Below are 21011 nucleotides of genomic sequence, written 5' to 3'. Positions count from 1 at the left end.
AAAGTCGCACGCGAACCCGGACGCGCCGGGCCCGCGCAGTTCAGCGGAAAAACCGGTCAGTGCTTCGCGTACTGGTTCATGTTCTCCGGCGTGACGAGCTCGAACGGCACGTTCACGTAGCGCTCGACCGGCTGCTTCCTCGCCAGCTTCAGCGCGGTCGCGACGGCCTGCGCGCCCTGCCCGGCCGCGTTCTGGTACACGGACACCTTCAGCTCGCCGCTCTTCATCGCCGCGAGCCCGTCCGGCGTCGCGTCGATGCCCGCGACGACCGTCTTCGGCGTCAGCTTGCGCGCGGCCTTCAGCGCATTGATCGCGCCGATCGCCATTTCGTCGTTGTTCGACACGATCGCGTCGAACTTCGTGCCGGAACTCAGCCAGTTCATCGTGATGTCCTGGCCCTGCGTGCGGCTCCACTTGCCTTCGCGCTTGTCGACGATCTTCATGCCGGAACAGTCCTTGGTCGCGATCACGTCCTCGATGTCCTTGGTGCGCGCACGTGCCGACTCGTTGGACAACTCGCCCATCAGCACGAGGATGTCGCCCTTGCCGCCGAGCAGCTTGCACACCTGGCGGGCCTGCAGCGTGCCCGACTGCTTCTCGTCGGACGCGACCACCGCGACGCCGGCCGGCAGCTTGTCGAAGTCGACCGGCTTGCGGTTCACGTAGACGAGCGGAATCTTCGCGGCGCTCACCATCTTCGTGATCTTCGGCGTCGCGTCGGTGTCGACCGCATTCACGATGATCGCGTCGACCTTCTGCGCGATCATGTTCTGGACCTGGCTCAACTGCTTGCCGACGTCGTTGCCGCCATCCTCGATCTGCACGGTCGCGCCGTCCTTCTTCGCCGCGTCGCCGATGCTGTTGCGCAGGATCGTCAGGAACGTGTCGTCGAACGATGCCATCGTCACGCCGATCTTCTCGGCGTGCGCGAGCGGCATGGTCAGGATCGCGGCGGCCGCGGCGGCCATCAGCTTGGTCTTCATGATCACTCTGTCTCCTCATCTCCGGGGGCGGAAAGCGGCGCGTTGCGCGCCGTCGGCATCGCGTCCGATACGGACCGAAGCATCCGGATGAAACTGTAGATCACTTCCTCGAGAATTTGGAAATTTATTTCTACGTGATTTCACCTAGGGAACTGGATTTCCAAAAAGTCTAGACTCCGTTCCGTAGCCCGATTCCTTGCGGCAGGCGTTCTCGTGCCGTGCGGCATACGTGACGCGGAACCGTCGCGGAATCGGTCCCATCAATCCGCCGGCCAGGTCGAACGCCGGCCGCGAGCGTGATACCTGACATGAGCCCGTTGAACTTTCCGACTGACCGCCCCATCGATCTCGCTTGCCTCGGCCGCGTCGCCGTGGATCTTTACGCGCAGCAGTACGGCAGCCGCCTGGAGGACGCACGCAGCTTCCAGATGTATCTCGGCGGCTCGTCGGGCAACGTCGCGTTCGGCGTCGCGCGGCTCGGGCTGAAGACCGCGATGATCTCGCGCGTCGGCGACGAGCAGATGGGCCGCTTCGTGCGCGAGACGCTCGAGCGCGAAGGTTGCGATACGAGCCAGCTGCAGACCGATCCGGAACGCCTGACCGCGCTCGTGCTGCTCGGGCTGAAGGACCGCGACACGTTCCCGCTGCTGTTCGTGCGCGAGAACTGCGCGGACATGGCCGTGCGCGCCGACGAGATTCGCGAGGACTTCATCGCCGGCTGCCGCGCGCTCGCGATCACCGGCACCCATCTTTCGACGCCGGCCACGCGCGAAGCGTCGCTGACCGCGCTCGGCTACGCGCGCCGCCACGGCGTCGTGCGCATCCTCGACATCGATTACCGGCCGGTGCTGTGGGGGCTGACCGCGCGCGGCGCGGGCGAGAACCGCTACGTGCCGGACGCGCAGGTCACGCGGCAGCTGCAGCAGGTGCTCGGCGAATTCGACCTGCTGGTCGGCACCGAGGAGGAATTCCTGATCGCGGGCGGCGTGCCGCACGACCTGATCGCGTCGCTTCAGGCCGTGCGCCGCGCGAGCGGCGCGGTGCTGGTGGTCAAGCGCGGCGCGCTCGGCTGCTGCGTGATCGAGGGCGACATCCCCGCGCGCATCGACGATGCACCGACTTTCCACGGCGAACGCGTCGAAGTCCTGAACGTGCTCGGCGCGGGCGACGCGTTCCTGTCGGGTCTGCTGTCAGGCCTGCTGCGCGGGCGCGACTGGACGGAAGCCACACGCATCGCGAATGCGTGCGGCGCGATCGTCGTGTCGCGCCATGCGTGCTCGGCCGCGATGCCGACGCCGGCCGAGCTCGCTCACTGGTTCGGCGGCAGCCGCCACCCGCAGGTCGACGCCGATCGCACGCTCGCGCACCTGCATCGCGTGACGGTGCCGCGCCGCGAATGGGACGAGCTGTGCGTGATGGCGTTCGACCATCGCAGCCAGTTCTACGAACTCGCGGTGCAGGCCGGCGCGGACGAAGCTCAAATCAAGACGCTCAAGCGCCTGCTCGTGCGCGCGGTCGAACAGGTCGAGCGCGATCGTCATCTCGAAGGCCACGTCGGCGTGCTGATCGACGGCGGCGCCTACGGCCGCGACGCGCTCGCGCAGGCCACCGGCCGCGGCTGGTGGGTCGGCCGGCCGGTCGAGCTGCCGGGCTCGCGGCCGCTGCGTTTCGACGACACGCGCTCGGTCGGCTCGTCGCTCACGCACTGGCCGACCGAACAGGTCGTGAAGTGCCTCGTCCACTACCACCCCGACGACGACGTCGACCTGCGCGTCGAGCAGGAGCAGCGCGTGCTGGAATTGTGGGAAGCCACGCGCGAAAGCGGCAACGAGCTGCTGCTCGAAATGATTCCGCCGCGCGCGGTCACGCCGGCCGGCACCGAGGACGACGCGGTGCTGCGCACGGTCGCGCGGTTCTACAACCTCGGCGTGATGCCCGAGTGGTGGAAGCTCCCGCCGCTGAGCGCCGACGGCTGGGCGCGGCTCGAGACGCTCGTGGCCGAGCGCGACCATCACTGCCGCGGCGCGGTGATCCTCGGGCTGAACCAGCCGCTCCAATACCTGGTCGACAGCTTCCGCTCGGCGACCAACCCGATCGTCAAGGGCTTCATGGTCGGGCGCACGCTGTGGGCCGATGCGTCGCTGCGCTGGCTCGCCGGCCAGAGCGACGACCAGGCGCTGATCGACGAAGTGGCCGGCAATTTCACGCAGCTGGTCGACGCGTGGCTCGGCCGCCGTGCCGCCGCGCGCGCCGCCGCGGCCTGATGCCGGCGCCTGTGACGACCACCCGACTCTTTCCTATCGACAGACGATGACCACCACCGTGAGACTGACCGTCAGCCAGGCGCTCGTGCGCTACCTGGCCGCCCTGCGCGCCGAAGTCGTCCAGCCGGACGGCCGCACCGGGATCCTGCCGTACTGCGGCGGCGTGTTCGCGATCTTCGGCCACGGCAACGTCGCCGGGCTCGGCGAGGCGCTCTACTCCGAACGGGAGCGGCTGCCGACGTTCCGCGCGCACAACGAGCAAGGCATGGCGAATGCGGCCATCGCGTTCGCGAAGGCGAATTTCCGCCAGCGGATGATGGCCGCGACGTCGAGCATCGGCCCCGGCGCGACCAACATGCTGACCTCGGCCGCGCTCGCGCACGTCGCCCGGCTGCCGCTGTTGCTGCTGCCCGGCGACGTGTTCGTGTCGCGGCTGCCCGACCCGGTGCTGCAGCAGGTCGAGGACTTCGAACAAGGCGACGTCAGCGCGAACGACTGCTTCCGGCCGGTGACGCGCTACTTCGACCGGATCACGTCGCCCGAGCAGCTGCTCGTCGCGCTGCCGCGCGCGATCCAGGTGATGACCGATCCCGCGCAGTGCGGCCCCGTGTGTCTCGCGCTGCCGCAGGACGTGCAGACCTTCGCTTACGACTGGCCCGAGGACTTCTTCGCGCCGCCGGTGATCCGGATGCGCCGGCCGCCGGCCGACGCGCTCGAACTCGCGGACGCGCTCGACGTGCTGAAGGCCGCGAAGAAGCCGCTGATCGTCGCCGGCGGCGGCGTGCTGTACAGCCAGGCATGGGACGCGCTGCGCACGTTCGCCGACACGCACGGCGTGCCGGTCGCCGAATCGCAGGCCGGCAAGGGCAGCCTCGCGTGGGACCACCCGCTGAACCTCGGGTCGATCGGCGTGACGGGCTCGCCCGCCGCGAACCGCGCGGCCGCGCAGGCCGACGTGGTGTTCGCGGTCGGCACGCGCCTGCAGGACTTCACGACCGGCTCGCACGCGCTGTTCGGCCATGCCACGCTGCTGAGCCTGAACGTGCAGCCGTTCGACGCAGGCAAGAAGCGCGGCCGGCAATTGATCGCCGATGCGCGCACCGGCCTCGGCCAGTTGTCCGCCGCGCTCGCGGGCTGGCGCGCGGATGCGGGATGGACCGCCGCGAACCGCGACCAGGCCGCCGCGTGGAACGCGCGCGTGACCGAGTTGACCACGCGCGTGCCGACCGACACGCTGCCGTACGACGCGGAAGTGATCGGCGCGGTGCGCGACTCCGCGGCCGACGCGGGACGCGACAGCGCGCGCGACGATCTCGTCGTGTGCGCGGCCGGCACGCTGCCGGCCGAGCTGCACAAGCTGTGGCGCAGCGGCGTGCCGGGCAACTACCACATGGACTATGCGTACTCGTGCATGGGCTACGAGATCGCGGGCGGCCTCGGCGCGAAGCTCGCGCGGCCGGAGCGCGAAGTGATCGTGATCGTCGGCGACGGCTCGTACATGATGCTCAACGCGGAACTCGCGACCTCCGTGATGCTCGGCCGCAAGCTCATCGTCGTGATCCTCGACAACCGCGGCTACGGCTGCATCGAGCGGCTGCAACTGAATTGCGGCGGCGCGAGCTTCAACAACATGCTCGACGACTGCGTGCCGGAAGGCGGCGAGCGCTCGACGATCGACTTCGCGATGCATGCGCGCGCGATGGGCGCCGAAGCCGTGCACGTGCGCGACGTCGGTGAGCTGCGCCGCGAGATGAAGCGTGCGCGCGCGGCCACGACGAGCCAGGTGCTCGTGATCGACACGACGCACGAGCGCACGACCGCGGACGGCGGCGCGTGGTGGGAAGTCGCGGTGCCGCAGGTGTCCGCGCGCGCCGGCGTCGAACGCGCGCACCACGCGTATCTCGACGAAAAAACCCGGCAGCGGCGCTGAACCGTTTTCCCCTTTCCATGGGCCGCCCCGCGAAAACAACAACCGAACCAAGGAAGCACGTCATGAGCTGGAACGTTCGCATCGGTATCAATCCCCTGTCGTGGATGAACGACGACCTGCCGTCGCTCGGCGGCGAGACGCCGCTCGAGACGGCGCTGAAGGAAGGCGCCGAGATCGGCTATGCGGGCTTCGAGCTCGGCAACAAGTTTCCGAAGACGGGCCCCGAGCTGAAGGCGAAGCTTGCCGAGTTCGGGCTCGTGTGCGTGTCGGGCTGGTATTCGGGCTTCCTCGCGGAAGTCGAGCCGGGCATGAGCGATGCCGACGCGGTCGCCGCCGAGATCGAGCGCTGCCGCGCGCACATGACGAAGCTGCAGGTGAACGACGTGAAGGTCGTGGTGTACGGCGAATGCGCGGGGACGATCCAGGGCAGCATCGACACGCCGGTCGCGAAGCGGCCGCGCTTCGTCGACGATGAAAGCTGGCGGCGCTACGCGGCGCGCCTCGACGCATTCGGCGCGCACCTGCTCGAGACCTACGGGATCAAGCTCGCCTACCATCACCACATGGGCGCCTACGTCGAATCGCCGGCCGACGTCGACCGCCTGATGGCGCTGACCGATCCCGCGAAGGTGTTCCTGCTGTTCGACACGGGGCACGCGTATTTCGGCGGCGCGGCCGATCCGGTCGCACTGCTGAGGAAGCATGTGTCGCGCGTCGTGCACGTGCACTGCAAGGACGTGCGGCCGCAGGTCGTCACGCAGGCGCGCAACGGCGGCTGGAGCTTCCTGAACGGCGTGATCAACGGCACCTTCACGGTACCGGGCGACGGCGCGCTCGACTACGAAGCGACGCTGCGCACGCTGAAGGATGCCGGCTACGAAGGCTGGCTCGTCGTCGAGGCCGAGCAGGACCCGGCCGTCGCACCGAGCTATCAGTATGCGAAGAAGGGCTACGAGTCGCTGCGCGCGATCGTCGACCGGTTGAGCGCGTGAGCCCTTCCACCCCCGCTATCACCCCATTGTGGAGCCCGGTTCCATGACGATTTCTCCCCTGCTGGTCAAGGCATCCGCCGGCCGCGAAATCTGCAACGTGACGCCCGAGTCGGCCGGCTGGAAACACGTCGGCTTTCGCGCGCTGCGCCTGAAGGCCGGCGACACCGAAACGCTCGACACGGGCACGCGCGAACTGTGCGTCGTCGTGCTCACGGGCACGCTGCGCGCACAAGTCGACGGCGAAACCTACGATGCGCTCGGCAAGCGCGACAGCGTGTTCGAGGAGGTGTCGCCGGACGCGCTGTACGTGCCGGGCGGCAAGACCGTCACGCTGGTCGCGACGCGCGACGCGGAAGTTGCGCTATGCATCGCGCCCTACGCGAGCGGCGACAAGCGCGTGCAGCGCCTCGACGGCGAACGGATGCGCCGCGCGGTGCGCGGGCAAGGCACCAACACGCGCTACGTGTGCGACATCCTGATGGGCGACAACCCGGCTGCCGACCGTTTGCTGGTGGTCGAAGTGATCACGCCCGCGAGCCATTCGAGCAGCTACCCGCCGCACAAGCACGATCGCGACGCGGCGCCCGACGAAACCTCGCTCGAGGAAACCTATTACCACCGGATCGATCCACCGCAAGGTTTCGCGTTCCAGCGCGTGTACACGGACGATCGCAGCCTCGACGAAGCGTGCGCGGTCGAGAACCACGACGTCGTGATGGTGCCGCGCGGCTATCACCCGGTGGTCGCGCCGCACGGCTACAACCTGTACTACCTGAACGTGATGGCCGGGCCGAGCCGCGCATGGGCGTTCAGGAACGATCCCGCGCACGAGTGGATGCTCGACGCGGCGCCCAAGCGCTGACACGTTGATGCGATGAACGATCGACGGCCGGCGCGACGCGGCACGCGCGCGCACGAGCCGGACTTGCGACGACACGGAGCTGCCATGGCCATCCCCTTCCCGCGCTTCGCATCCGCGCCTTTCGGCGACACCGCGTCGGCGCCGATGCTGCCGCACTTCGATGCCGACGTCGCGCGCCGGCTCGGCGACATCGCAATCAATCTCGCGTCACGGCGCGGGCTGCCGATCGCGGTCGGCATCGTCGGTGAAGCCGCACCGCTGTTCTATTGCGCGCTCGACGGCAGCCGCGTGCACCACAGCGATGCGATCCGGCGCCGACAGAACACGGTATTGCGTTTCGGCGTCAGCTCGCTCGAGGTCGGCGCGCGCTTTCGCCGTGCCGGCTGGTCGTTGCAGTCACAGGGATTGTCGGACGCCGACTATGCGCTCGACGGCGGCGGCGTGCCGTTGCGGGTTGCCGGCGGCGCAATCGGCAGTGCACTCGTCGGCGCGATGACGATCGCGGGGCTCGACGACGAACACGATCACGCGCTCGTCGTCGAGAGCCTGCGCTGGCATGTCGGCGCGAACGCGCTCGCGATGATCGCGTAGCGGCGCGCGCCGACCTGGCGCGTCAGTGCAGCCCGCCGCTCGCGACGAGGCGCTCGCCGGTCAGCCAGCGCGCATCGTCCGACGCGAGGAACACGGCGACCGACGCGATGTCGTCCGGCTCGCCGAGGCGGCCGAGCGGCGTCTGGCTGCGCACCTGCGTTTCGAGATCCGAACCGATGATGCCCGCGCTGTGCGTGCCTTCGGTCACGATCATCCCCGGGTTGATCGCGTTCACGCGAATCTTGCGCGGGCCGAGCTCGAGCGCGAGCACGCCGGTGATCGCGTCGACGGCGCCCTTGGTGCCGCTGTACACGGCGCTCGCGGGCGGCGTGATGCTCGTCACGACCGAGCTGATGTTGATGATGCTCGCGCCTTCGCCGAGGTGCTTGACGGCGGCCTGCGTCGTCAGCAGCACGCCGAACACGTTCGTATCGAACTGCCGGCGATAGTGCTCTTCGGTGATCGCCTCGATCGGCGAGAATTCGTAGACACCGGAATTGTTCACCAGCACGTCGAGACGGCCATAGTTCTCGATCGCGGCATCGACGATGCGCTGCGCGTCCGCTGCCTTCGACACGTCGCCGCCCACCGCGACCGCGCGGCCGCCCGCTTCGACGATCGCGCTCACGACGGTGTCGGCACCGGCCTTGCTGCTCGCGTAGTTCACGACGACCGACGCGCCTTCGGCGGCCAGCGCCTTCGCGATCGCGGCGCCGATGCCCTTGGACCCGCCGGTGACGATCGCAACCTTGCCTGTCAGCTTGCTCATGATTTCATTCCTCAGTCGGAAGACTTTCGATGGATGGGAGCCGGTTGCCGCGCGGTGGCGGCGCACCGGCATGACTGGCAATGTAAGGTGCTGCGCCGCAGCGATAAAGCGGCTCGACACGAATTGACTGGCGGGGTTTGCCGAACAATCGGCGGGCTTGCGCTCAGCCTGCCCTCAGCCGGCGCTCAGCCACGCACTGACGACGTCGCCGCCGAGCCCTTCGAGCGCGCCGTCGTAGACGATCCGTCCCCGCCCCATCACCGCGACGCGCTGCGCGAGCCGCGGCGCGAGCTGCAATCGCTGCTCGATCAGCAGGATCGCGACGCCGTCGGCCTGCAGCGCGGCGAGGCACGCACCGACCTCGTCGACCGCGAGCGGCGCGAGCCCTTCGGCCGGTTCGTCGACGATCAACACGCGCGGGCGGCCGGCAAGCGCACGCACCAGCGCGAGCACCTGCTGCTCGCCGCCCGACAGCCGCCCGGCCTTCACGTCGATCCGCGCGGCCAGCAGCGGAAAGCGCGCGAGCAGCCGGTCGAGCGCGGCGCGTTCGGCCGCGCCGCGCGCACCGCGCAGCCCGAGCCGCAGATTCTCGCGCACGCTCAGCAGCGAGAACACGTCACGGCTTTCGGCGACGTAAGCCACGCCGCGCCGCGCGATTTCGAACGTTCGGGCGCCCGCGCATTCGGCGCCCCCGATGCGCACCGAGCCCGCGGTGCGCACGAGCCCCATCACGGCCTTCGCGAGCGTCGAGCGGCCCGAGCCGTTGCGGCCCAGCAGCGCGAGCGTCTCGCCCGGCGCGAGCGCGAGATCGACGCCGTCGAGCACGGGCTGCATCCCGTACCACGCGCGCAGGCCGCGAATGTCGAGCAGCGCGCTCATGCGCCGTCGCCGAGATAGGCGGCGCGCACGGCCGGGTCCGCGCGGATCGCGTCGGGCGCACCGGTCGCGACCACCGCGCCGCGCACCAGCACCGTCACGCGCTCGGCGAAGCCGAACACCGCATCCATGTCGTGCTCGATCATCAGCACCGTGCGGCCCTGCGTCGTCGCGCGGATCAGCGCGATCATCCGCGCGGCCTGGTCGCGGTTCATGCCGGCCGTCGGCTCGTCGAGCAGCAGCGTGCGCGCGCCGCTCGCGAGCGCGATGCCGAGATCGAGCGCGCGCTGTTCCGCGTAGCCGAGTTCGCCGGCCGGCGCGTCGCGCCGTGCAGCGAGGCCGATGTCGTGCAGGACGCGCGTGGCCGCGCGATCGACCGACGCCGATTCGCGCAGCCGGTTCCACCAGCGCCGCCGCTCGTCCGGCGCATGCAGGGCCGCGCAGCGCAGGTTGTCGAACACGGAGAGCCGCGCGAACGCACTCGTCTGCTGGAAACTGCGGCCGATGCCGAGCCGGCTCGCGACGACCGGCCCGCGTCCGCGCAGCTCGACGCCGTGCAGCACGACGCGCCCGCGCGTCGGCCGCGTCGCGCCGGCAATCACGCCGAACAGCGTCGACTTGCCCGCCCCGTTCGGCCCGATCAGCGCGTGACGCTCGCCGGCGCAGACGCTCAGCTCGATACCGTCGAGCACCGTCTGCGCGCCGAAGCGCTGCACGATCCCATGGAGCGCGATCGCGTTGCCGTTCATCGCCCGTCCTCCCGCTTGCCGTGCCCGGGGTGCATCAAGCGCGCGCGCCAGCCCCACAGCAGCGTGCCGATGCCGGCCGCCGAGCACGCGACGATCCACCCGGCCGGCGCATCGGCGTCGATGCCCCACGCGCCGAACGCAATGCCGGCGCCGTCGTCCTGCGCGAAGCGCCACGCATAGCCGAGCTCGGCCGCGCAGATGATCGCGACGCCCCAGAACATGCAGGCGCCGACGCCGCACAGTACGCGCCAGCGCTCGGCGGCCAGCGCGTCGCGGCGCAACGCATGCACGAGCGTCTGCGCGACGCCGGCGATCCCGCCGGGCGCCGCGACGACGACCGCGACGAACAGCACGCCGAGATACAACGCCCATGCACGCGACACGCCCGCGACGACCACGCTCAGCGCGGTCAGCACCACGGCACCGGCCGCCGGCCCGAAGAACGTGCCGGTGCCGCCGATCACCGCGGCGATCAGTACGGTCGCCGAGCGCGCCATCGACAAGCTGTCGGGCGTCGCGATCTCGACGTCGATCAGTGTCAGCGTGCCGGCGATACCCGCGAAGAACGACGCGCAGGTGACCATCGCGAGCCGCACGCGGCGCGGCTCGGTGCCGAGCGCCGCCACGCGCGCGGGGTTGTCGCGCACCGCGTTCGCGAGCCGCGCGAGCGGTGTGCGCGTCAGCGCGTGCATCGCCATCGCCGACACGATGCACCACGCGGCGATCACCGTGTAGGCCTGCGCCGGCGCGCCGAAATGCCAGCCACCCCAGGGCGTGCCGCTCGCGCGGTCGATCGGCACGCCGCCGAGGCCGCCGAACCACGCGGGCACGCTCCACGCGGCGGCCGCGACGCATTCGGCGAGACCGAGCGTGATCATCGCGAACACGGTGCCCGCGCGGCGTGTCGCGAGGAGCCCGGCGATGAACCCGAAGCCGGCGCCGGCCACGCCGCCGACGAGCGGCAGCAGCGGCAGCGGGCCGCCGACATGATTGAACCAGTGCGCGGCGGCGAACGCGCCGAGGCCCGCGAACGCGGCGTGACCGAACGACAGCAGCCCGGTCGTGCCGAGCTGCAGGTTGTACGACAGTGCGAGCACGACGAGCGCGGCCGTCTGCGCGAGATAGCCGAGCATCGCGCCATGCGGCCACAGCCACGCGGGCAGCGCGACGCACGCGGCGAACAGCACCCAGCGCCGCGCGCCGGCCCGCGCGCGGCTACCCATCGACACGCTCGCCGAACAAGCCGCGCGGACGGGCGACCAGCACCGCGACGAGCAGCAGATACGGGACCAGCGGCGCGAGTTGTGCGATCGATACGGCCGCGACGCTGTCGGGCAGCGCGACGCCCGCCCGTTGCGCGAGGTCGCGCAGCGACGTGTCGCTGGACGCCGCGAAGGTCTGCGCGAAGCCGACCGCGAGCGACGCGACGAACGCGCCGCCGAGCGAGCCGAGCCCGCCGATCACGACGACCGCGAACACCACCGACCCGACCGTCTCGGCCAGCGCCGGTTCGATCACCGCGAGCGGCGCGCCGATCACGCCGGCCAGCGCCGCGAGTGCGGTGCCCGCGCCGAACAGGCCCGTCATCACGCGCGGCACGTCGTAGCCGAGCGCTTCGACGGCCGCGCGGTGCGTGAGTGCGGCACGCACGACGAGCCCGATGCGCGACGCGCGCAGCAGCACGCCGAGCGCGACCAGCATCGCCGCGGACATCGCCATCATGAAGAGCCGGTAGCGTGGCAGCGCGAGGCCGAACGCGGTCACGGGCGCGCCGTCGAACAGCGGCGGCACCGGGGCCGGCAGCGGCGTGAGGCCCCATACGAGTTTCGCGCCCTCGCCGATCAGGTAGGCGAGGCCGAAGGTCAGCAGCAGTTCGCTCGTGTGGCCGCCGCGCGCCTGCACGCGGCGCAGCAGCCAGCGCTCGCAGCCGGCGCCCAGCAGCCCGACCGCGAGCGGCGCGAGCACGAGCGCGGGCCAGAAACCCGCACCGGCCGCGATGCTGTAGCCGACGTATGCGCCGAGCATGTAGAAGCTCGCATGCGCGAAGTTGAGCACGCCCTGCACGCTGAAGATCAGCGTCAGGCCGGCCGACAGCATGAACAGCAACAACCCGTAGCTGAGGCCGTTGAACGCCTGGAGCGCGAACGCGTGCACCGCCACGCGCCTGTCAGCCGGCGAGCGGTTCGAGCGCCGCGCGCAGCGCGTCCGGCAACGGCACCGGGCGGCGCGTGCCGCGATCGACGTACACGTGCACGAAATGCCCCTGCGCCGCCGGCGAGGACTCCCCTGCCGCGAACAGCCCGACCTCGTAGCGCACGCTCGACGTGCCGAGCTTCGCGACGCGCAGCCCCGCGTCGACCGACTGCGGAAACACGAGCGGCGCGAAGTAGTTGCATTGCGTGTCGACCACGAGCCCGATCGTCTGCCCGTGCTCGACGTCGAGCACGCCCGCGCGGATCAGGTATTCGTTCACGACGGTGTCGAAGTAGCTGTAATAGACAACGTTGTTCACGTGCCCGTAGACGTCGTTGTCCATCCAGCGGGTCGTGATCGGCAGGAAGTGGCGATAGGCGTCGCGTGGACGCGGCTGCGGCTTGTCGGACATGGCGATGGCGGTCAGGACGAGTGGGACGCCGCGCGGCGGCCGCGCGGGATGGCACGCCGGGAAACGGCGAGATGCCGCGACGCGACCGTGCGCGCCGCGGCGGGTGAACTACCGGGAGCGGCGCGGGCCGTCACTGCCCCGCTCGATCGACAAATTCGAAATCGAGGCCGCGCGCGCGCATCCAGTCGGCCAGCGCGTAGCCGGTACCGGCGCGCCACGGGCGCAGCAGCGGCGGATCGACGAGCCGGTATTCGAGCAGTTCCGGCGACAGCGCGACGGTGCCCGATGCACGCACGTGGTACGCGATGATCAGCTCGTTCTTGCGGATGAATTCATAGACGCCGACGAGCGTGACCTGCTCGGCCTTCAGCGCGGTTTCCTCGAACACCTCGCGCGCGATGCCGTCCTCGGGCGTCTCGCCGTTCTCGAGGAAGCCGGTGATCAGCGCGAACATCCCTTCCGGCCAGGCCGCGTTGCGCGCGAGCAGGATCTTGCCGTCGAGTTCGACGATCGCGGCCACCACCGGCAGCGGGTTGTTCCAGTGCACGTAGCCGCATGCGTCGTCCGGGCAGGCCCGGCGGACCCGGCCGCCCTCGTGTTCGGGATCGGCGCGCTCGGTGAGCGGGTTCGCGCAGCGCGGGCAAAAACGGTAGTCGGCGGTGGTCATCGATGGGGATCTGGCGGACGCCGGCGGCGGCCCGCGGGCCGCCTCACGCCCGCTCGGCGCGGGAAAGGCTTCATTCTAGCGAGTTTGCCCGCGCCGCAGACGATCCGGCCCCGATCGCGTCAGGGTCGCGCGCGCCCACGTGCGGCGGTCGCCGCGAAGCCGGCGGCCCCGACGAGCAACGCGCCCGCCGCGACCCACAGCGCCGGCGAGAACGACCCGAAACGCGCGGTCAGCGGCGCGGCGACGAGCGGACCGAGAATCTGCCCGACCCCGTACGACGCGGTCGCATAGCCCATCAGCCCGGCCGCGCGCTCGCCGTGCAGCCGCCGCGCCTCGCGCATCGCGAACAGCGTGATCGCCGTGAACGGCAGGCCGAGCAGCGCGCTGCCGACCGAGAAGCCGGCCGCGTTCGGCCAGACGATGCCCGCCGCGATCCCGAGCGCCTGCGTCGTGCAGCCGGCGGCGAGCAGCAGCCGATTGTCCCAATGGCCGGGCAGCCGCGCGGCGGCGATCGCGCCGACGATCAGCGCCGCGCCGAACATCGGCCAGAACAGGTCCGGCCACGGCGAGCCGGCCGGCAGCGCGGCGCGCGCGATCACCGGCAGGAACGTCGCGGTGATGATGTAGCCGAAGCCCGGCATCCCGTACAGCACGACGAGCCACGCGGCGTCGGCCCGATGGCGCCGCACGTCGTGCGGTGCCGCGGCGGTCGCCGCATGCCGGGCGTGCGCGGCCTGCGGCGCAATTGCCTGCGCCGGCGCGGTGCCGAATATGCGCCAGATCGCGACCGACAGCACCGCCGACAGCGCCGCGAAGCCGAGCCAGCCGGGCGCCGCGCGATGGCCGGCGAGCGCGCCGCCGATCAACCCCGTCAGCACGATGCCGACACCGGGCCCCGCGTAGATCACCCCGCTCCACTCGGGCGCGTGCAGCTCGGTGAGCCGCCGCAGCCCCCATTGCGACACGAACACGAACGTCCATGCACTGACGACACCCGCGACGAAGCGCACGACGAGCCACGCCGAAAGCAGATGGCCGACGCCCATGGCGGCGGTCAGCAGCACGGTGGCGGCGAGCCCGAAGCGCACCATCCGCGCGGGCGCGACCCGCACCGCCGCGCAACTGACCGCGCCGACGAAATAGCCCGCGTAGTTCGCCGACGCGAGCCAGCTGCCGGCCTTCAGGCCGATCGAGCCGTCGGCGAGCATCAACGGCAGCAGCGGCGTGAACGCGAAGCGGCCGACGCCGAGCGCGACCGCGAGCCCGATCATGCAGGCGAGCGCGGCCGCGCGGGCGCGGCGGTCGGCGTCATCGGAGAAGTGGGTGTCGGCGGCGGCACTCGGCGCATCGGAACGGGACATGGCGGCATGGGCCGCGCGCGGTGCGCGCCGGCCGGAATGGAAATCGGAACGGTTGTATCGTAGCTTGACCAAACGTTCTCTAAAAATGAATAATTCAGAATCCACATATCTCCCGGAGAGAATCATGGACCTGGCGGCGCTGGCGATTTTCCGGGCCGTCGTGCGCGAGAACGGCGTGACGCGCGCGGCGGCGAAGCTCCATCGCGTGCAGTCGAACGTGACGACGCGCATCAAGCAGCTGGAGGAGGAACTCGGCGCGGCGCTGTTCGTGCGCGACGGCCGCCGGCTCGTGCTAACGCCGGCCGGGCACACGCTGCTGCCGTACGCGGAGCGGCTGCTCGCGCTTGCCGACGAGGCGCGCGACGCGGTGCGCGAGGACACGCCGCGCGGGCGGCTGCGGCTCGGCACGATGGAAAGCACGGCCGCGAGCCGGCTGCCGACCGTGCTCGCGCGCTATCACCATGCGTGGCCCGACGTATCGCTGGAACTCGTGACCGGCACGACCGGCTGGCTGATCGACAGGGTGCGCGACTTCGAGGTCGACGCGGCGCTGTTCGCGCGTCCGCCCTCACCGGACACGCTGCCGGACACGTTCGAGACGGTGCCGGTCTACCGCGAGGATCTCGTGCTGCTCACACCGCGCGGCCATCCGCCGGTGCGCACGCCGCGCGACGTGATCCTGCCGACGCTGATCGCGTTCGAGCGCGGCTGCACGTATCGGAAATACGTCGAGCAGTGGTATGCGGCGCACGGGGTGAAAGCCGCGCGCGTGCTCGAGCTCGGTTCGTATCACGCGATCGTCGCGTGCGTCGCGGCCGGCGCGGGCGTCGCGGTCGCGCCGAGGTCGGTGCTCGATCTGCAGCCCGAGACCGGCAACGTCACGGCCCACACGATCGCCGAACTCGAAGGGATCGACACGCTGCTCGCGTGGCGGCAGGGTTACGCGTCGGCGGCGCTCGCCGCGCTGCGCGATGCGCTGGGCGAGCCCGCCGCACGGCAGCCTGGAGATGGAGCCAAGGCGCCGCTGGTAGCGCCAGCCTGAGCCGGGCCTTGACCGGCAGCGCCAGCACAAAGCAAAACGACCCGACCGGCCAACGCCGATCGGGTCGTTTTTTTCATGCAATGCGATGGGGCCGGCAAGCCCGCATCGCATCAAGCGTGACGATCAAAGACGTTCTTCGACCCAGCCCTTGACGCCCGCGAGCGCGCCCGGCAGGTTCGCCGGGTCCGTGCCGCCTGCCTGCGCCATGTCCGGACGGCCGCCGCCCTTGCCGCCGACCTGCTGCGCGACGAAGTTCACGAGCTCGCCGGCCTTGACCTTCTTGCTCGCATCGGGCGTGACGCCCGCGATCAGGCTGACCTTGCCGCCTTCGACGGCCGCCAGCACGATCGCCGCGCTCTTCAGCTTGTCCTTCAGCTTGTCGACCGTTTCGCGCAGCGTCTTCGCGTCCGCGCCGTCGAGCGTCGCGGCCAGCACGTACACGCCGCCGACTTCGGTGGCCTGCTGCGCGAGCTCGTCGCCCTGGCTCGACGCGAGCTTCGACTTCAGCGCGCCCAGCTCCTTCTCGAGCGACTTCACCTGGTCCTGCACCTGCGCGATGCGCTGCGTGAGTTCCGACGGCTGCGCCTTCAGCGCGGCCGCGGCTTCGTTCACGCGCGCATCGAGTTCCTGCACGTAACGCACCGCGTTGTCGCCGGTGATCGCCTCGACCCGGCGGATGCCGGCCGCGACGCCGCCTTCGACGACGATCTTGAAGAAGCCGATGTCGCCGGTGCGATGCACGTGCGTGCCGCCGCACAGTTCGCGCGAGAAGCCGAGGTCGAGCACGCGCACTTCGTCGCCGTACTTCTCGCCGAACAACGCCATCGCGCCGCCCTTCACCGCTTCGTCGTACGGCATCACGCGCACGATGCCCGGCGCGTTCGCGAGGATTTCGTTGTTGACGATCTGCTCGACGCGACGGATTTCGTCGTCGGTCATCGGCGCGTTGTGCGCGAAGTCGAAACGGGTTTTTTCGGCGTCGACCAGCGAGCCCTTCTGCTGCACGTGCGCGCCGAGCACTTCACGCAGCGCCTTGTGCATCAGGTGGGTGGCCGAGTGGTTGCGCTGCGTGCGGGCGCGGCGGTGCGCGTCGATTTCCGCGCGCAGCACGTCGCCGAGCTTCAGCGTGCCCTGCTCCAGCGTGCCGTGATGGCCGACCACGTCGGCCTGCACCTTCAGCGTGTCGGCCACCGCGAAGCGCGTCGCGGCGTTCGCGAGCACGCCCTGGTCGCCGACCTGGCCGCCCGATTCCGCGTAGAACGGCGTGTGGTCGAGCACGACGACCGCATCCTGGCCGGCCTTCACTTCATTGACGGCCGAACCGTCGACGTACAGCGCGACGACCTTCGCATCGTCGAACGCGATTTCCTCGTAACCGTGGAAGGTGGTTTTCGCGCCCGTGTATTCGAGGCCCTGCGTGGCCTTGAACTTGCCGGCCGCGCGTGCCTGCTCGCGCTGGCGCGCCATCGCGTCGTCGAATGCCGGCTCGTCGACCGTCATCCCGCGCTCGCGGCACACGTCGGCCGTGAGGTCGAGCGGGAAGCCGTAGGTGTCGTGCAGCTTGAACGCGAGTTCGCCGTCGAGCACCTTGCCGCCCTTTGCCTCGACGTCGGCGAGTGCCGCCTCGAGGATCGACATCCCGTGCTCGATGGTTTCGAAGAAGCGCTCTTCTTCCTGGCGCAGCACGTCGGTCACGCGCTGCTCGGCTTCCTTCAGCTCCGGATAGGCCGCGCCCATCTCGGCGACGAGGTCGGCCACCAGCTTGTGGAAGAACGAGCCCTTGCGGCCGAGCTTGTAGCCGTGGCGGATCGCGCGGCGCACGATCCGGCGCAGCACGTAGCCGCGGCCTTCGTTGCCCGGAATCACGCCGTCGACGATCAGGAACGAGCACGCGCGGATGTGATCGGCGATCACCTTCAGCGAGTTGTTGGTGAGGTCGCTGATCTCCGTCACGCGCGCGGCGGCCTTGATCAGGTTCTGGAACAGGTCGATCTCGTAGTTGCTGTGCACGTGCTGCAGCACCGCGGCGAGGCGCTCGAGGCCCATGCCGGTGTCGACCGACTGCTTCGGCAGGCGCGTCATGTTGCCCTGCGCGTCGCGGTTGAACTGCATGAACACGAGGTTCCAGATCTCGATGTAGCGGTCGCCGTCTTCCTCAGGCGACCCCGGCGGGCCGCCCCACACTTCCGGGCCGTGGTCGTAGAAGATTTCCGTGCACGGGCCGCACGGGCCGGTGTCGCCCATCGTCCAGAAGTTGTCCGACGCGTAGCGCGCGCCCTTGTTGTCACCGATCCGGATGATCCGCTCGGTCGGCACGCCGACTTCCTTCGCCCAGATGTCGTAGGCTTCGTCGTCTTCCTGGTAGACGGTAACCCACAGCTTTTCCTTCGGCAGCTGGTAGACCGTGGTCAGCAGCTCCCACGCGAAGCGGATCGCGTCGTGCTTGAAATAGTCGCCGAACGAGAAGTTGCCGAGCATCTCGAAGAACGTGTGGTGGCGCGCCGTGTAGCCGACGTTCTCGAGGTCGTTGTGCTTGCCGCCCGCGCGCACGCTGCGCTGCGCCGTCGTGGCGCGCGAGTACGGACGCGGGTCCGTGCCGAGGAACACGTCCTTGAACTGGACCATGCCCGAGTTCGTGAACATCAGCGTGGGGTCGTTACCGGGCACGAGGCTCGACGAGCGGACGATCGTGTGGCCCTTCGATTCGAAGAATTTGAGGAATTTCTCGCGGATTTCGGCAGCTTTCATGGCGTGCGGGGACAGTCGGCTAGGACGGCTTCAAACGCCGGCACCCCAGGCGGGGCGCGCGACGGCAGGTTTCTTAAACGATCGATTATACGGGATAGATCCGGGGGCGCGGCCGACGGGCCCGCGCGGGGCCGGTTCGGTCCGGCCGGGGCCCGAATTTGGCCGTATTTGGCCCGCGTCGTGCCCCTCTGCGCGCCTGGTCAGCACCGGGCCACCATATCGCGGCCGCCGGCCAACGTTGCAAGCGCGGCGAGCGACGGCGAACTCACGCTCGCCGCATAGCCGCCGCGCCAGGCCGCGAGAGAATCGGCCGCGGCCCCTTACCGACCGCGCGGCTTGTCGCCCAGTTCGCGCAAGCGTGTCCTGAGCCTGTGGTTGTCGATGAACAGCAGCGCAACGGCAAGCGTGGTTCCGATCGCGAAATACCACTGCCCGGCGAAATGCAAGACCGCCCATGCCAGGCCAGCAAGTACGAGCGCCGATGCAAACAAGGCAGCCTTGTCCGCGAGCCACTTCATGCGACCACCCGCGCGCGGGAAAGTGGCGCGTACGGCCACTGCCGCGATCCCGGCTGCATCACTTCCGGGTGGCGAAATAGCACCGTGGACACAGCGAGGGGAATCGACAAGCCATGTCGTGCCGCCCACATCCCCGCCCTTCGGCGCGCGTCGATGCCGCTCGTACAGACCATCGCCTTATCAGTCGCCACGATCAGGCTGCCGATCACGGCCCCGATATAGAACGACGCACCGATTGCACCCACGACCATGAGCTTTTCGAGTCCCACCGTGGCGCCGATCAATTCGGCGACAGTCGCGTCGGCACCCAGCGTTGCAAGCGGTTGAAGCATCAACGTAAGCGTGCCAACGGCCGTTTGGTACGTGCCAAAGAAGCTGGCCGGAGCGTCCAAACCCAAGGCCGTCATATTTTCGCGGAACGTGGCGTAAAAGCTAGGACAGGTCACAGCACCCTCCTTCCCATCGAATTGAACAGGCCATAACTTTACTGACCCGACCAATCGCAAGGCCATGGCGTTTGTCGCCCAAAGCAGCAGGCCGCATGTTGCCCCCACGGCAATCGTATGAGCAGCAAGCCACTCGCCGCACCCGAGGCGATCGCATGAAATCCGCACTTGGTTAAAAAACGTGGCCGTGCGGCTCGAAAGAACAGGTGTCATGCCGTGTAGATTCGCTTGCGATCGCCGTGCGCCCGGAGAATCCCCGCAAAGTGGCGCGGCGATCCGGCCGGCACTGCCGGGGCACTGCCGCTGCCGATTCGCCGTAAGATACGCGGCATGCGCCGCGGCTTCTCCGGGCGACGCCAAGCCATGAAAGGAGACGATTCGACGATGGGTGCCCTGAGCCATATCCGCGTGCTGGACCTCACCCGCGTGCTCGCGGGCCCGTGGTGCGCGCAGACCCTTGCCGATTTCGGCGCGGACGTGATCAAGATCGAGCGCCCCGGCGCCGGCGACGACACACGCCATTGGGGGCCGCCGTACCTGAAGGACGCAGCCGGCGCCGACACCGCCGAGGCCGCCTACTACCTCGCGGCGAACCGCAACAAGCGCTCGGTCACGGTCGACATCGCGACGCCCGAAGGCCAGCAGATCGTGCGCGAGCTCGCCGCGCAAAGCGACGTCGTGCTCGAGAACTACAAGGTCGGGCAGCTCGCGAAATACGGGCTCGACTACGAATCGCTGCGCGCGGTGAAGCCCGATCTCGTCTACTGCTCGGTCACGGGTTTCGGCCAGACGGGCCCGTACGCGCATCGCGCGGGCTACGACTTCATCGTCCAGGGCATCGGCGGTTTCATGAGCATCACCGGCGAGCGCGACAGCGAGCCGGGCGGCGGCCCGCAGAAGGCCGGCGTCGCGATCGCCGATCTCGCGACCGGCCTCTATTCGACGATCGCGGTGCTCGCCGCGCTCGCGCACCGCGACCGCACGGGCGAAGGCCAGTACATCGACATGGCGCTGCTCGACGTGCAGGTCGCGCTGCTCGCGAACATGAATACCAACTTCCTCGCGAGCGGCAAGCCGCCGGTGCGCTGGGGCAACGCGCACCCGAACATCGTGCCGTATCAAACCTTCCAGACGAGCGACGGCTGGATCATCGTCGCGGTCGGCAACGACGGGCAGTTCCGCAAGTTCGTCGAGGCCGGCGGCCGCGCCGAGCTGGCCGACGACGAACGGTTCGCGACCAATCCGTCGCGCGTGCGCCATCGCGACACGCTGGTGCCGATCCTCGCGGAGATGGTGAAGGCGCGCGCCAAGGCCGACTGGATCGCCGCGCTCGAAGCGGCCGGCGTGCCGTGCGGGCCGATCAACGATCTCGATGAAGTGTTCGACAACGAGCAGGTGATCGCGCGCGGGATGCAGGTGTCGCTGCCGCATCCGTGCGGCGCGGACGTGAAGCTCGTGCGCAATCCGATCCGGATGAGCGCGACGCCGCCCGATGCGCGCACGGCCCCGCCGCTGCTCGGCGCGCAGACGGAGGACGTGCTGCGCGACATGCTCGGCTACGACGACGAGCGGATTGCCGCGTTGAAGGCGAAACAGGCGATTTGAGCG

General features: G+C 69.7%; 19 protein-coding genes. 7 read left to right on the top strand and 12 right to left on the bottom strand.

Going from position 1 to position 21011, the window contains the following annotated elements; genetic code table 11:
* Window positions 1-56: 56 nt before the first annotated feature.
* Window positions 57-983 (bottom strand): sugar ABC transporter substrate-binding protein, encoded by a 927-nt coding sequence (locus FFI87_RS07135; protein ID WP_012363685.1) that lies wholly within the window; start codon window positions 981-983, stop codon window positions 57-59.
* Between the two features lie 308 nt (window positions 984-1291).
* Between FFI87_RS07135 and iolC the strand changes: the two genes are divergently transcribed.
* From iolC to FFI87_RS07110, 5 genes are all read left to right on the top strand, one after another.
* A complete protein-coding gene (iolC, locus tag FFI87_RS07130) occupies window positions 1292-3247 on the top strand; it encodes a bifunctional 5-dehydro-2-deoxygluconokinase/5-dehydro-2-deoxyphosphogluconate aldolase (protein ID WP_012363684.1) in 1956 nt (651 codons plus the stop codon).
* Window positions 3248-3293: 46 nt separating this feature from the next.
* Window positions 3294-5177, top strand: coding sequence for a 3D-(3,5/4)-trihydroxycyclohexane-1,2-dione acylhydrolase (decyclizing) (iolD, locus tag FFI87_RS07125; protein WP_012363683.1), 1884 nt, complete (start codon window positions 3294-3296; stop codon window positions 5175-5177).
* Between the two features lie 62 nt (window positions 5178-5239).
* The gene (iolE, locus tag FFI87_RS07120; RefSeq protein ID WP_012363682.1) at window positions 5240-6169 is read left to right on the top strand and encodes a myo-inosose-2 dehydratase; all 930 of its coding nucleotides are present in this window, start codon (window positions 5240-5242) and stop codon (window positions 6167-6169) included.
* 43 nt (window positions 6170-6212) lie between these two features.
* Window positions 6213-7031 carry a 5-deoxy-glucuronate isomerase gene (gene iolB, locus FFI87_RS07115; RefSeq protein WP_138847854.1) on the top strand — a complete coding sequence of 273 codons (819 nt, stop codon included), beginning with the start codon at window positions 6213-6215 and terminating at the stop codon, window positions 7029-7031.
* Window positions 7032-7115: 84 nt separating this feature from the next.
* Window positions 7116-7622, top strand: a complete 507-nt coding sequence (locus tag FFI87_RS07110) for a heme-degrading domain-containing protein (RefSeq protein WP_012363680.1) — start codon at window positions 7116-7118, stop codon at window positions 7620-7622.
* Between the two features lie 22 nt (window positions 7623-7644).
* On the opposite strand, the gene FFI87_RS07105 is transcribed toward FFI87_RS07110, so the two are convergent.
* The 8 genes from FFI87_RS07105 to FFI87_RS07070 form a co-directional block, all read right to left on the bottom strand.
* On the bottom strand, window positions 7645-8391 hold the full coding sequence (locus FFI87_RS07105) for a glucose 1-dehydrogenase (protein WP_012363679.1): 747 nt from the start codon (window positions 8389-8391) through the stop codon (window positions 7645-7647).
* A 174-nt stretch (window positions 8392-8565) separates the two neighbouring features.
* Entirely contained in the window at window positions 8566-9270 is a 705-nt protein-coding gene (locus tag FFI87_RS07100; protein WP_138847855.1) for an ABC transporter ATP-binding protein, read from the bottom strand.
* Entirely contained in the window at window positions 9267-10016 is a 750-nt protein-coding gene (locus tag FFI87_RS07095; protein WP_138847856.1) for an ABC transporter ATP-binding protein, read from the bottom strand. Before FFI87_RS07095 ends, FFI87_RS07100 begins: the two co-directional genes overlap by 4 nt.
* Window positions 10013-11239: a branched-chain amino acid ABC transporter permease gene (locus tag FFI87_RS07090; RefSeq protein WP_138847857.1), complete on the bottom strand. Its 1227-nt coding sequence runs from the start codon at window positions 11237-11239 to the stop codon at window positions 10013-10015. The genes FFI87_RS07095 and FFI87_RS07090 overlap by 4 nt, the downstream gene beginning before the upstream one ends.
* Window positions 11232-12170, bottom strand: a complete 939-nt coding sequence (locus FFI87_RS07085; RefSeq protein ID WP_138847858.1) for a branched-chain amino acid ABC transporter permease — start codon at window positions 12168-12170, stop codon at window positions 11232-11234. The genes FFI87_RS07090 and FFI87_RS07085 overlap by 8 nt, the downstream gene beginning before the upstream one ends.
* Before the next feature lie 13 nt (window positions 12171-12183).
* Window positions 12184-12621, bottom strand: coding sequence for an acyl-CoA thioesterase (locus FFI87_RS07080; RefSeq protein WP_138847859.1), 438 nt, complete (start codon window positions 12619-12621; stop codon window positions 12184-12186).
* Between the two features lie 130 nt (window positions 12622-12751).
* Window positions 12752-13288 carry an NUDIX domain-containing protein gene (locus FFI87_RS07075; RefSeq protein WP_012363673.1) on the bottom strand — a complete coding sequence of 179 codons (537 nt, stop codon included), beginning with the start codon at window positions 13286-13288 and terminating at the stop codon, window positions 12752-12754.
* A gap of 119 nt (window positions 13289-13407) precedes the next feature.
* Window positions 13408-14649, bottom strand: coding sequence for a YbfB/YjiJ family MFS transporter (locus tag FFI87_RS07070; RefSeq protein ID WP_138847860.1), 1242 nt, complete (start codon window positions 14647-14649; stop codon window positions 13408-13410).
* A 124-nt stretch (window positions 14650-14773) separates the two neighbouring features.
* Here FFI87_RS07070 and FFI87_RS07065 point away from each other — a divergent pair, with 124 nt between their 5' ends.
* Window positions 14774-15691 (top strand): LysR family transcriptional regulator, encoded by a 918-nt coding sequence (locus tag FFI87_RS07065; protein WP_138847861.1) that lies wholly within the window; start codon window positions 14774-14776, stop codon window positions 15689-15691.
* A gap of 123 nt (window positions 15692-15814) precedes the next feature.
* Here the strand turns inward: FFI87_RS07065 and alaS are convergent, their stop codons facing one another.
* The 3 genes from alaS to FFI87_RS07050 form a co-directional block, all read right to left on the bottom strand.
* Window positions 15815-18439, bottom strand: a complete 2625-nt coding sequence (gene alaS, locus FFI87_RS07060; protein ID WP_012363668.1) for an alanine--tRNA ligase — start codon at window positions 18437-18439, stop codon at window positions 15815-15817.
* A 320-nt stretch (window positions 18440-18759) separates the two neighbouring features.
* A complete protein-coding gene (locus FFI87_RS07055; RefSeq protein ID WP_012363667.1) occupies window positions 18760-18957 on the bottom strand; it encodes a hypothetical protein in 198 nt (65 codons plus the stop codon).
* The gene (locus FFI87_RS07050; RefSeq protein ID WP_138848490.1) at window positions 18954-19403 is read right to left on the bottom strand and encodes a hypothetical protein; all 450 of its coding nucleotides are present in this window, start codon (window positions 19401-19403) and stop codon (window positions 18954-18956) included. The genes FFI87_RS07055 and FFI87_RS07050 overlap by 4 nt, the downstream gene beginning before the upstream one ends.
* A gap of 384 nt (window positions 19404-19787) precedes the next feature.
* Here FFI87_RS07050 and FFI87_RS07045 point away from each other — a divergent pair, with 384 nt between their 5' ends.
* Window positions 19788-21008, top strand: coding sequence for a CaiB/BaiF CoA transferase family protein (locus FFI87_RS07045; protein ID WP_138847862.1), 1221 nt, complete (start codon window positions 19788-19790; stop codon window positions 21006-21008).
* The last annotated feature ends 3 nt before the right edge of the window (window positions 21009-21011 follow it).

It is taken from the genome of Burkholderia sp. KBS0801 (assembly GCF_005937855.2).
Classification (GTDB): Bacteria; Pseudomonadota; Gammaproteobacteria; order Burkholderiales; family Burkholderiaceae; genus Burkholderia; species Burkholderia ambifaria.
Note: the sequence above shows the minus strand (reverse complement) of the source record. Positions and strands in the feature narration are given on the sequence as shown.